General features: G+C 59.1%; 11 protein-coding genes. 6 read left to right on the top strand and 5 right to left on the bottom strand.

Annotation, left to right across the window (positions count from 1 at the left end):
- Positions 1-289: 289 nt before the first annotated feature.
- From AAF358_26390 to radA, 4 genes are all read right to left on the bottom strand, one after another.
- Positions 290-631: a hypothetical protein gene (locus tag AAF358_26390; GenBank protein MEM7709105.1), complete on the bottom strand. Its 342-nt coding sequence runs from the start codon at positions 629-631 to the stop codon at positions 290-292.
- Positions 632-703: 72 nt separating this feature from the next.
- A complete protein-coding gene (locus AAF358_26395) occupies positions 704-1,174 on the bottom strand; it encodes an SUKH-4 family immunity protein (GenBank protein MEM7709106.1) in 471 nt (156 codons plus the stop codon).
- A gap of 1,435 nt (positions 1,175-2,609) precedes the next feature.
- Entirely contained in the window at positions 2,610-3,047 is a 438-nt protein-coding gene (locus tag AAF358_26400) for a hypothetical protein (GenBank protein MEM7709107.1), read from the bottom strand.
- A gap of 1,159 nt (positions 3,048-4,206) precedes the next feature.
- A complete protein-coding gene (gene radA / locus AAF358_26405) occupies positions 4,207-5,562 on the bottom strand; it encodes a DNA repair protein RadA (GenBank protein ID MEM7709108.1) in 1,356 nt (451 codons plus the stop codon).
- 81 nt (positions 5,563-5,643) lie between these two features.
- On the opposite strand from radA, the gene pspF reads away from it, so the two are divergent.
- The 5 genes from pspF (at position 5,644) to AAF358_26430 (ending at position 9,621) form a co-directional block, all read left to right on the top strand.
- Complete coding sequence (gene pspF, locus AAF358_26410) at positions 5,644-6,675, top strand: phage shock protein operon transcriptional activator (GenBank protein ID MEM7709109.1); 1,032 nt, start codon at positions 5,644-5,646, stop codon at positions 6,673-6,675.
- 98 nt (positions 6,676-6,773) lie between these two features.
- Positions 6,774-7,250, top strand: a complete 477-nt coding sequence (locus AAF358_26415; protein MEM7709110.1) for a TerB family tellurite resistance protein — start codon at positions 6,774-6,776, stop codon at positions 7,248-7,250.
- A gap of 124 nt (positions 7,251-7,374) precedes the next feature.
- Positions 7,375-7,932: a sigma-70 family RNA polymerase sigma factor gene (locus AAF358_26420; protein ID MEM7709111.1), complete on the top strand. Its 558-nt coding sequence runs from the start codon at positions 7,375-7,377 to the stop codon at positions 7,930-7,932.
- The gene (locus AAF358_26425; protein MEM7709112.1) at positions 7,908-8,507 is read left to right on the top strand and encodes a hypothetical protein; all 600 of its coding nucleotides are present in this window, start codon (positions 7,908-7,910) and stop codon (positions 8,505-8,507) included. The genes AAF358_26420 and AAF358_26425 overlap by 25 nt, the downstream gene beginning before the upstream one ends.
- Positions 8,508-8,517: 10 nt before the next feature.
- Positions 8,518-9,621, top strand: a complete 1,104-nt coding sequence (locus AAF358_26430; protein ID MEM7709113.1) for a PDZ domain-containing protein — start codon at positions 8,518-8,520, stop codon at positions 9,619-9,621.
- On the opposite strand, the gene AAF358_26435 is transcribed toward AAF358_26430, so the two are convergent.
- Entirely contained in the window at positions 9,618-11,006 is a 1,389-nt protein-coding gene (locus AAF358_26435) for an FAD-binding oxidoreductase (protein ID MEM7709114.1), read from the bottom strand. The two genes, AAF358_26430 and AAF358_26435, sit on opposite strands and share 4 nt — an antisense overlap.
- 68 nt (positions 11,007-11,074) lie before the next feature.
- Here AAF358_26435 and serA point away from each other — a divergent pair, with 68 nt between their 5' ends.
- A complete protein-coding gene (gene serA, locus AAF358_26440; protein MEM7709115.1) occupies positions 11,075-12,304 on the top strand; it encodes a phosphoglycerate dehydrogenase in 1,230 nt (409 codons plus the stop codon).
- The last annotated feature ends 219 nt before the right edge of the window (positions 12,305-12,523 follow it).

The following is a 12,523-nucleotide window of genomic DNA, read 5'->3' on the forward strand; positions in this document are numbered from 1 at the left end:
CAACACCCATCACACCAGTGCGATGAGATCCTGACATGACATCACGGGTACCCCGTGCCGACCTCAAGGCCGATAACAAATTTGAGCTTCCAGCTCGTTGCAGCGGTAGGCCCGGTCGGCGCGGAATTCATTTTGGCCCGAAGGCAAGCCCTTCAACACAGAGGCCGGATAAACGTTTGCAAGGTACCTGTCGCTGCTCATCCCGCAACCCTCATCAACGGGAGTAGAAAGCTAGCGGTTGCCAGAGGAGTCCATAAACCTTTTGTTAGGCGTCATAGTCGATCGGAGACTACGGAGAAGCATTTAATTTACCGTAGAGACGCATCCGGTCATTTTGTGTTTGACAGGCATCATAGTGAGACAGAAGGCCAAACAAATATAGCCTTTCATTCATTGTCATGCCGCCTATGCCGTCAACGACCTCGCGGCGGAAGCTAGACCATAGCTGTGCAAGTTCCGCTTGGCTTTTCGTTTTCTCAACCGATCCAATTTCAATCAGCTGCTCGATCCTTTTTGCAAGGTCTGCAACGGAAGAATCGTCGGATTTCCAACCCTGCAGCGCCTCCGAGAGACGACTCGCCACCGGGCTTTCCGTTTGGGAAAACTTGAGCGTAAGTGTATCTAGATCCACGTCTTCGCCTAACGCTAAGCATCAGCTGCCGACGAAACGCGAAGCGTTTTGGCGGTCAGCTGCATGCATTTGTTAGGTGTACTCAATTGCAGTAGCTTCGAGCTGCCAAAAGCTTCCATTATTCATTGCATCTCGATCTATTTTTCGCACGCGCATTTTAAATTGCGATTCGCTTGTTTCTCCCAAGTAGGCTAAGAGGCACTCTGCAAGGTGATTAATCCCGGTATTGACGAACTGCTCTGTCTGAAATTTGTCTTCGTGATCCAGCATGACGATGACGCCATCACCTTCGCGAACACAGATCGGATTCCCGCAGCCATCAATACCTATTATAAAAAATTCATCTAGTCGAGCCCGCTCAGATTTGGACCATTGCTCCGGAATGCCGAAGACTTCGTAAACTTTTCGGTTTTCTCGAGCTTCAAACGAAAGACATGGCGCGGCTTCCTTAGGCAACACCACCCCGTCGATCACGACCATTTCGGAATACAAACCTAGTTCGGCTTCTTTTTTCGCCCACCGCTGCTCAAAGTCTTCTCCCAAACCAATTCACCTAACGACTAGGCTCAGCTGCCGGCGAAGCCGGTCAGCTGCAGCCTCTTGTTAGCTTTGTTTGCCGCCAAAAAGCGTGGGAAATACGCAGTGCTGAATGCCAAGCCTTTTGAATCACGGGCGATTACATCTTGATTCGAAGAGCGAGGATGTCTGTTGTTTAAGATCACATTCGGCAACGAAATCGATTCCACTGTCAGATAGCAATCCTGAAACGGAGCCGCAGAGCGCGCAAGGTTCTTCCTTAGTATAAACATCTACGAAATAGCGATCTTCATCCCACATGTTTCCTTTCGCCAATCGCATGAGAGAAACGCCATACTCCGAAGATCCACTGTTGGAATACCAATATATCGTGGTTGCATCATCACGCCCCCTCGATAGATCCAATGGTTTCCTCAAGGTGCCAATTAGCCGATTTAGGGCAGCAAGAATTTGCGCTTCGCTGTGCTTCGAGGCATCAATCGAAAAAACCTGCTGCGGATCCGGACCTGGATTATGCATGACGCAACTTGCGAAAAGCAGGATTATAAAAACCGAACAGAGTTCCTTCATAAAGCTAACGACTAGGCTCAGCTGCCAGCGAAGCTGGTCAGCTGCAGCTTATTGTTAGAGGCTACGCGGTGTCCAGTAGCCACGGACATGAAACTTCTCCAAGCGACTGCTATACCTCAATCGTATTCCCAAAACTCGCTTATTTGAACAGACGAAATACAGGTGGTGCGTATCCCAGAAGCTACCGATTGCAGCAGCCTTCGGAATCATCTCGACAGAGCAGCCCGAGGACAGTAACGGACGCATTGACGCAAGCTTCTGGGCAAAACTTGTCCCAAACCTAACAAACGCTGGGAACGAAGTAGAGTTGGCTAGGCTCATGGCTTCACCGCTGACCGAAGCGTCGATCAGTGCCTCGCCAAGAGCTTTGGCTGATTGGTCGATTTCTGGGCTGCCACAGCCAGCCACCAAAATTACTAGAACGAAAACTGCGGCTTTTGTCATCTGACCTCTAACGACTAGGCTCAGCTGCCGGCGCAGCCGGTCAGCTGCAGCCTTTTGTTATTGTGCGGGCACTTCACCATAAAAACAGAATTCCCAATGAGAACCACATACAGAGAAGCCCAAATACTGATGTGGCCACTCGCTCGACCAAGCCCCACTCTTCAATGGAGCCGCGGCCTGACAACTCCGCGCTCGTGGCAGCGAAACAGATAAGCATCAGGCCTAGCCAAACCGGCCCGGAACCACTCTCGTGCCTTAGAAGAAATGAAACGCCCGCTAACCCATAGCCCAAGCGCCCCAATACAAACGGAACCTCAGGACCGATAGGCAATTCCTGTCTCTTTCTAGCTAGCTCTGTGCTTTCCAGATTCATCGCAATAACGATTGCGTTCAGCTGCCGGCGAAGCCGGTCAGCTGCAACGCTTGGTTAGCTCTCATTACTTTTACCCCAAAATGCTTTGAACAAACTCTTCAAAGCCATGAGCAGGCAGGACACTCCGAAAACCGGCAGTGGCAACGCAAGAATCGCTTCGCCGGAACCTAGAATATGACCATTCCTCGTCGAGTAATCCAGCAGAAGAATAGAAGCAGGAAGTGTAGCGCCCGCTATGGCCCACCAAAACGCTAGGCGCAGCTGAAACCTCCGTTGAGATTCGCCCTCCTGTTGCACAGGGCCCGCAATATCCACAACCATAATAAGCTCCGCTATTCGGTCTCCCGCAAACATGAATGCCACCAACATCATGAGAAGCGGAAGCAGCACCAATGCACCAATGATGGGATGCACATCATGAAATAGTGACAAAGCAAGACCTATCGCGAGCAACGTCGAAACTATAAGCGACAGAGAATTAAGAAACTTCATGAATTGAGAGCTAACGATTAAGTTGAGCTGCCGCGCACGAAAGCCTGAGCGCGAAGCGCGCGTGGACTTTCCACGGTCAGCTCCAACGTCTTGTTAGCAGCGCGATCTAACAACTGGCACTCCTTCTCAAGCGGAGTCGGGATTTCTACTCCACACGATACGCCAACCGTGTTTGCGCGGAAACACCTCGAAGCCGCAGATGCATGAACGCAACGCGGACTCTGACAGAACAATGCCATTGGAAATGCCGTTCACTACGTTTTTGAACGAAGCTGGAACGAAGACGGGGCTTAACGAAGCGTGCCCCAGATTTCGTGGCGGCAATATCGAAGCTGACATCCTGCGCTGCTGCGCGAGACCTGCCGGAGCGAAGCTAAAAAACGAATTCGAGAGATCAGAAGAAATGCTGCTAACGACTAGCTTCAGCTGCCGGCGCAGCCGGTCAGCTGCAAGCATTTGTTAGATGGCAAAAGCACGTACATAGCTAGCCCCCAAGATGCACTCCGACGGTTCCAGGCGCCAGTGGTTTTTGTTTGTGCCATCTCACATTGCCTTTTCGGCTCAATACGAAACTACAAACTACTATGACGCCGTTGAGCAACATAAGCGCGAGATATGCTCCCAACCACGACACTCCGGATTGCACCAAAAGCCCGATACCGGGCACCCAAGAGACGAACGAAACTGCTCCAGTAGAGCTCATCACAAGAGAGCTCAAAAGAAGCCACTTCCCAAGTAGGTTCGGCAGCACAAGGCAAAACCCCGCCGCAAGTGTGACCAACCACCAAAAAACCTGACCTGCTCCGAGCAGCCACATTTGGATTTGAGTGGCGGGAACCGAGGCATTCTGGATGATCTCTATGCCCCAGAGCGCCACCGAATATGACGGGATGGTGGTAATCAACACCATCCCGCCGATTATTCTCAGAAATGCGCGATACCTTTGCATGACCATCTAACTACAAGTAGTGGGACTAAGTTCGCTGTATGACAGCATTGACCTCTAGTTGAACTGAATTCGCTCGGTTATTCAATGAGTTGGCGGCGGTCGAGCGAAGTGGGGGCATGAGATAGTTGGAAATTATGGGGAAAACGCTAGAAGTTTATTTTCTTGATCGTTGATTTCTAACGTTTTTTATCACGGAGATTTCGAGCAACCTCACTCAAACGCCTCCCGCAAGTGTGTAATCCCTCGAACCTTCAAAGCGCCAAAATCTGCCCCCTTTCTGGGCAGGTTTTCTTTGGGCACAAGCGCTAGCTTGAAGCCTTGTTTGGCCGCTTCGTTCAGTCGCTCCTGGCCGAACGGCACCGGGCGGATCTCGCCGGAGAGCCCTACTTCGCCGAAGGCCACCATGTGTCTCTCTGGGTTCCGGTCAACGTAAGAAGAGTGAATCGCTAAAAGCAGCGGCAAGTCCGCTGCGGTTTCTGATACGCGAAGGCCGCCCACGGCGTTCACGAATACGTCCTGGTCGCCCAGCGTGAGGCCCTGAATGCGTTGCAGCACTGCCAGCTGCATGATCAGTCGTTGGCCGTCTAGTCCCACGGCGAGGCGTTTGGGTTGGCTCGTGTGGCTTTCCGTCACCAGCGCCTGCAGTTCCATCAGCAGCGGCCGGCTGCCTTCCCAGGAAACGGCGATGATGCTGCCGGGTGCCTGGCCCGGGTGACCACTGAGGAACAACGCCGAGGGATTGGTGACAGGCTTGAGGCCTCGATCGGTCATCGCGAAGACACCCAGTTCGTTTGCTGCGCCGTAGCGGTTCTTGAGCGACCGCACTACGCGGTAACGGCTGCTGCCCTCCCCTTCGAAATACAGCACCGTGTCCACCATGTGCTCCAGCACGCGCGGCCCGGCGATGCCACCCTCTTTGGTGACGTGACCAACCAGGAATACGCAGACCCCTTTGCTTTTTGCGTAACGCACGAGGGCGGCCGCACTTTCCCGGACCTGGGCAACGGCTCCGGGCGCGGACTGCAGTAGCTCCGTATGAAGGGTCTGGATCGAGTCCACCACCATCAGGCGAGGCTGCTCGCGAGTTGCCTGATCCAAGATCCGTTCAACGCAGGTTTCGGTGAGGCAGCGGATCGTATCGAGGCCTAACCCCAGGCGCTGGCCTCGCAGCGCAATTTGCTGGGCCGATTCTTCGCCGCTGACGTACAGCACCTTGAGCGTATCGGAGAGCGCCGCCGCCATCTGCAGCAAGAGCGTGGATTTGCCGATGCCCGGATCACCGCCGAGCAGCACCACCGAGCCTGGAATCAACCCGCCGCCCAGGACCCGATCCAGCTCGCTGTTTTTGGTAGCAACCCGCGGCTGGGCTTCGGTGGGCTGCACTTCGTTGAGATTCACCACGTCCGCGCCGCCGGCCGCCGCGTAGCCACCACGCCGGCTGCCCGCCGCCGTCGGCACCATCTCCTCCAGCGTGTTCCAGGCGTTGCAGTTGCCGCACTGCCCGCTCCACTTGCTCGCTGTCGCACCACATTCGGTGCATACGTAGGTCATTCGCGCTTTCGCCAAAGAACTTGCCCCTGTGAGGTCGGCGCAGCTTATCTGGATCGCGGTCGCCTTTTCCAGCGCAAAGCCCGTAAAATTACGCGCATGGATAGCGATTCCGAACGTCAGCGTTCGTCCTCCAGCGAAGACAATCCCCTCGTCGGCGAATCCCCGGCCTTCCTGGAGATGCTGGAGCAGGTCTCCAGCGTTGCGCCGCTGAACCGGCCGGTGCTGGTGATTGGTGAGCGCGGTACCGGCAAAGAGCTCATCGCTGCCCGAATCCACTTTCTGTCCCGCCGCTGGGACGAAAACTTCGTCAAGCTCAACTGCGCGGCGCTGGCCGACACCGTTCTTGAGAGCGAGCTGTTTGGCCACGAGGCAGGCTCCTTCACCGGCGCTCAGAAGCGACGGGTTGGGCGCTTCGAGTTGGCCGACAAAGGCACCCTGTTTCTGGATGAGCTGGCGAACATCTCCTCGGCCATTCAGGAAAAGATCCTGCGGGTCATTGAATACGGGGAGTTCGAACGTCTCGGCGGCAACCAGGTCATCTCGGTGAACACTCGTATCGTCGGCGCCACCAACGTGGATCTGCCCATGCTGGCCGCCAAAGGCGAATTTCGAGCCGACCTCCTCGATCGCCTGGCGTTCGACGTCATCACCCTCCCCGCCCTGCGCCATCGCGGAGAAGACATCGTCCCGCTAGCGGAGCACTTTGCGCGACGGATGGCTGCCGAGCTCCAGTACGACTTGTTTCCGGGTTTTAGTGCGGATGCCCTCAAAGACCTCATGGACTACCGCTGGCCAGGCAATGTCCGTGAGCTGAAAAACGTTGTCGAACGCGCCGTATATCGCTGGGGTCCGTCCGAGGAACCCATCGATCAGATTCAGTTCGACCCTTTCGAGTCTCCCTTCAGGCCCGGCGGCAACGACGAACCAGCCGCCGGCGCCGCGCCGGGCGCTGAGCTGTCCGGCCCCCTGGACCTTAAGGAAACCGTCAAGGACTTCGAAATTGGGCTGCTGCGGGACGCACTGGAGAAGTGTCAGTTCAATCAGCGCAAGGCCGCGGAGTACCTGGGATTGAGCTACGATCAGCTCCGCGGTTACCTCCGAAAATACAAGTTACTCGACAGTAATTAATCCCGATATCAGGTAGGCTCTTTGCCGCTAGATCGGCGTTTGTAGTAAATTACGACGCTTAGCGTAGTCACGTGGCCGATCGGGAAGAGGAACGCCGCTTGAGCATCTGGGACAGAATTCGCGCCGCTTTGGCGCCCAGCTCCGTTGTGCCGGAAGAGATAGAGCACCAGCTCCGTCTCGCCACCGGCGCGCTGCTGCTGGAGATGTGCCGGGCAGATTTCAAGGTGATGGTGGAAGAGCGGGAGTCTATCGCCCGGGCCATTCGGCGCGCCTTCGACCTCAACGCCGACGAGACCCGAGAGCTCATGGCGATTGCCGAAGCTGAGTCCGAGTGCGCGGTGTCGCTTCAGATCTACACCAGCTTGATCAAAGAGTACTTCGGCGAGGCCCAGAAACACCGCCTCATCGAAGACCTGTGGCGAGTCGCCTGGGCCGACGGCGAGCTCCACACCCTGGAGGAGAACCTGATCAGCCGCATCGGCCGGCTGCTGGAAGTGCCCGATCGTACGCTAGCCGAGATCCGCCGTACCTTTGAGGCCACCACCCCCCTGGAGCAGCGCCAGCTGCCCGCCTGACCGCGCTCAGCGCGGCAATGCGTAGCGCGTCACCACCTCGGGCGCAAAAAAATCAGTTCCCGCTGCGACCTTTAGTGGTTTGCCGACATCTAACCAGTCAAATCCTCCAGTGACTGGACACCTGGTGAACGAAAACCCTGATTCTCAAACCCTGGCGGCCATCGCCAAGGGCTGCGAAAAAGCCAGCACCGAGATTTTTCGTCGCTACGAGCGGCAGGTCTACACGCTGGCCCAACGCATCTGCCAAAACGAGGCTGATGCGCTTGACGTGCTGCAGGACACCTTCGTGCTGGCGTTCGCCAAGGTTGAGCAGTTTCGGGGCGACCATTTTTGGGCCTGGCTTAAGAAGATCGCCGTCAACCAGGCTCTTACCAGGCTCCGGAAGCAGCGCCGAGGGCCCCTGCTGGTAGCGTTGGATGCCGCCCGCAATCTGGTGGGCACCACACCATCAGCCGCGCCGCAGATGGACCTCAATGCCGCCTTCGCCAGGCTTGCGCCCGACACCCGCGCGGTGGTCTGGCTTTACGACGTTGAGGGCTACAGCCACAAGGAGATCGCTGAACTGTTTGGTCGAACGGTCAGCTTTTCGAAAACCCAGGTCAGTCGCGCGCACCAGCAGATGCGCGGCTGGCTGGCAGATACACCACAGGAACAGCCATGTCTCAGCAACCCGACAACCTAAGGCTCCGCGAACTGCCGCTTCTGACGCCCCAGCGGGACGTCCTGCCGGCGGTGCTAGCCGGCACTCGGGCCGGAATCCCGCCGGCAGCGCCGCACTGGCCTTTGCTGGCAGCCGCAGCCGCCGCGATACTGGCCATCGGTCTGGTTTGGACGATGCGCTCCGGCCCGCAGCTGGACGCCGATCCGATGACTGACGCGGCTGGCCCAGCGATGGTCAGCACCGATTCCGAAACCGTCCGCGCGCTGGACGACTGGATCGAGTATTCCCAGCAGCTCGAACGCCAGCTGCGTGCCCTTCAGCCCAAGAGCACCGTACTGCACGGCCATCGGGCAGCCGCCGTCAATCTGCTCCAGGAGGAAATGGCGTTGATCGATTTTGCCTTGGCCCAGACCACCCAGCCCGATGAATCGCTGCTGCTGTGGCAGGCGCGCACCGCCCGACTCAACGACCTCGTTGCGGTCCACGTCGCCAGCGCCAACGCGCTGTCGCTCGATGCCGACCGCGACCCGGGGCTCGACCCCGTGATCACCCTTCAACCGCCACTGGCCGCCGCTGCGGTCAGCGTTCAACTCTAAGGACACGACTATGATGACCTCAACCGCAACCCGGTCACTGACCCTCTCCATCACCCTCGGTTTGGTGTCGGCCTTCGCAGCGCCCGAGGCGGCCGCCCAGGCCGACCGCGAGGAGCTGCGCGATTTGCGCGACCAGCTGGCGGAAACGCGCCGGGAACTCAGCGATCTGCAGCGACGCCTGAACGAGCTGTCGGTTGCGGACCGGCGGGCCATGCCTCGCGCGCCGCAGCCGCCAAACATCTTCAACTCCCAGGGAGGCGGTAACAGTCTTTTCGTCTCTCGCGGCGAACGCCCCATGATCGGCGTTGTCCTGCGCAGCGAGGACCGTGGTCGGGGCGTGAAGCTGGCAGGCGTGACGCCCGACGGCGCGGCCGACAAGGCCGGGCTGGAGGCCGACGACGTCCTGCTGACGCTCAACGACGAAGACTTAACTGGTCGCGGCGGCGTTGAGCTGGCTTACGACCTGCTCGACGATATGGAGGAAGGCGATCGGTATCGCTTCACCTACCGCCGCGACGGCGAGGAGAAAAATGCCGTGGTGGAAGCGGAGCTCACCTCGCCGTCCTTGAGCTTCAACTTCAGCGGCAACGGCCAGCGCCCGTCGGTGGGCTACTTGGGCAGCGGCGACTTTGCCTTCGACTTTGGTGAAAACAACCTTCAGATCGATACCGAGGCGCTGAAGGAGTGGGCCGAAAAGCGGCGCGACTGGGCGGTTCAGCTCAACGACGGCCGCTGGCGACAGTTTGCCGACAACTTCCCCGGCCAGAACAACGGTCCGGTGGTCTGGAATCTGGCCATGGGCTGGTCATCGCTGAAGCTGGCTGAGCTTAACGAGTCCCTGGGCGAGTATTTTGGTGTGGACGAGGGCGTCCTGGTGATCAGCTCGGGGCTTGCCTCGGCCGACCTCAAGGGCGGTGACGTGATTACCCAGGTGGATGGTACACCGGTGACCACGCCGGGCGAGGCGATGCGGATCCTGACGCGCTTTGACGAACAGGAGAGCATCAACATGACGCTGGTGCGCCACGGTGCCACGATGGACGTGGAGCTGGAAACGCCGGCCGCCGGCCCCGGCGATTTCTCCTTCGGCTACTGGCATGGCGAAGACGATTAAATCGTCTTGCCCGGATTCATGATGTTGTGGGGGTCAAACACGGCTTTGACCCCTCTCAGCATGCCCTGCTCGGCATCGCTGCGGCTATGGGAGAGGTAGGGCCTCTTCAGCAGTCCGACGCCGTGCTCAGCGCTGATAGAACCTCCCAGATCGCTCACCACCGCAAACACCTGTTCATTCACTGACTCACACGCCGCCTTGAAGGCCTCCGGCGCCAAGTCCTGGGGCTTCAGGATGTTGAGATGCAGGTTCCCGTCGCCGATGTGGCCGTACCAGACCACCTCAAAGTCGGGGTAGCGCTCAGCCACCACCGCATCGAGCCGGGTCAGCAGCTCGGGCACGCGCCCGATGCGCACCGAGATGTCGTTTTTATAAGGCGTATAGGGCGCAATGCGTTCGGAGATGTTCTCCCGCAGCGACCAAAGCGCGGCGGCCTGGCCGTCACTCTGCGACAACACCCCGTCGGTGCACAGCTCTTCCTCCAGCGCCTGCTCAAACAGCCCAAGCGCGTTGGCTTCGTCCGCTTCACCCTCGTGGTCGAACTCCATCAGCGCGTAAAACGGGCAGCGGGAGTCCAGCGGTGCGCTGCCGCCGTGGGCCAGCACCTTGTCGAGCGCCAGGTCAGAGAAAAACTCAAAAGCTGAGAGTTTCAGCGCCACCTGAGCGCGAGCAAACAGATCCATGATCCGAGGCATATCCGGCACGCCCAGCACCATCACCGATTGGTTCGCAGGCGGCGTGGACAGCCGAATGATGGCCTCCGTAATGATTCCCAGCGTCCCTTCGCTGCCGATAAACAGGTGACGCAGGTCGTAGCCGGTAGCGTTTTTGATGAGCCCGTCGTTCAGCTCCAGCACCTCACCGGTGCCCGTGACCACCGTCAGCCCGGCCACCCAGTTGCGCGTATTGCCGTAACGAAGCACCTTCACGCCGCCCGCGTTGGTCGCGATGTTGCCGCCGATGTGGCTGGAGCCTTTTGCGGCAAAATCCACCGGGTAGAACAGCCCGTGGTCCGCCGCAAAGTTCTGCAGGTTCTCGGTCACTACGCCGGCACCCACGCTGACCATCTGATCAGCCCGGTCGAGCGCCCCAATCCGGTTCATCCGATCTAGTGAGATCACCAGCTCACCGTTTGCCGCCACCGCCCCGCCGCTGAGCCCCGTCCGTCCACCGGAGGGCACCAGGGCCCACCGCTGCTCGATGGCGAGCTTAACGATCGCCGCGACCTCTTCGGTGCTCGCGGGAAACACCACCGCGGACGGTGCGGGCTCGGCAAAGCGCGTCCAGTCCTGGCCGTAGCTGGTCAGATCAGCCGGCTCAGCTGACACCCGAAGATCCGGGACGGCCTGCTCCAGAGTTTGAAGAATTGTTTGTTGAAGGGTCATGGACAGTGGGTCAAAATAATCGGCTTAAGCTGCGGGTTCTTCGCAGCGCATGCTAACAGGAAGTTCCCTTGAGTTCGTTATCGCTCCCCAAAGATCGTATCCGTATTGCGCTGCTGGAAGGCATCCACCCTCGTGCGGTCGAAATATTCAATGCGAATGGCTATCACAACGTACAGGCCGTGAAGAGTTCGCGCAGCGGCGAAGCCCTGACTGAGCTGCTGGCCGATGTGCACTTCCTGGGAATTCGCTCGCGCACCCAGCTCACCGCAGAGGTCCTGGCGGCCGCCCCGCGCCTGAACGCCGTGGGCTGCTTCTGCATTGGCACCAATCAGGTCGACCTCGGCGCCGCCTGCGAACTCGGTATCCCGGTGTTCAACGCCCCCTTTTCCAACACCCGCAGCGTGGCGGAGCTGGTCCTCGCGGAAATGATCATGCTCGTTCGCGGCATCCCTCAGCGCAACGCCGCTGCCCACCGGGGCGAGTGGGCCAAAAGCGCGGAAAACTCCTTCGAGGTGCGCGGCAAGACGCTGGCGATCATCGGCTACGGCCATATTGGCACGCAGCTAGGCGTGCTCGCTGAAGGTCTCGGGATGAAGGTGATCTTCCACGACATTGTCACCAAGCTGCCGCTGGGCAACGCCGCGGCGGCCTCTTCGCTGCATGATGCCCTCGGCGCTGCTGACGTGGTCTCGCTACACGTGCCGCAGACCCCGCAAACCGAAAACTTGATGGACGCCGCAGCCATCGACGCGATGAAGCCCGGCAGCTGGCTGCTCAACGCCTCTCGCGGCAACGTCGTCGACATCGACTCGCTCGCCGAAGCGCTTGAGACCGGCCATGTTTTGGGGGCCGCTATCGACGTGTTTCCCACCGAGCCCAAAGGCAACGATCAGCCGTTTGAGTCGCCGCTGCAGAAATTCGACAACGTCATATTGACGCCACACATCGGCGGCAGCACGGCCGAGGCCCAGATCAACATCGCCGAGGAGGTGTCGAGCAAGCTGGTGCGCTACAGCGATAACGGCAGCACGCTCTCCGCAGTGAATTTCCCGGAGGTCACGCTGCCCGACCACAGCGGTCGTCACCGGATCATGCACATTCACCGCAACGAGCCCGGCGTCCTGCGGCAGGTCAACAAGGTGTTTGCCGAGGGCAATGTGAACGTCGCCGCTCAGTACCTGCAGACCCACAACAACGTGGGCTACGTGGTGATGGATATCGAGACTACCGACGTCAAAGACCTGCTGGTCCGTCTCAAGTCCATCGAGGGCACGCTTCGGTCGCGGGTGCTCTACTGAGCTTGCGTCAGCCGCCGCTGCGGCCCCGGGGGGGGGGAGGGGGGCACCCCCCCCCCCAGCGGGTCCCCCCGGGCCAGGCGGGGGAGCCCCCGGGCGGGGGGGGGGAGTAACCCACCCCGGCGCACCCGCCCCCCACAGAGTAGCCGCCCTCACCGAGGGGAAAGCCCAAGGCGGGGGTCGGGGGAAAAGCAACCCCGGCAACAGCGACCCCCAATAACC

The sequence above is a fragment of the Pseudomonadota bacterium genome (assembly GCA_039033415.1).
Lineage (GTDB): Bacteria > Pseudomonadota > Gammaproteobacteria > Xanthomonadales > SZUA-38 > JANQOZ01.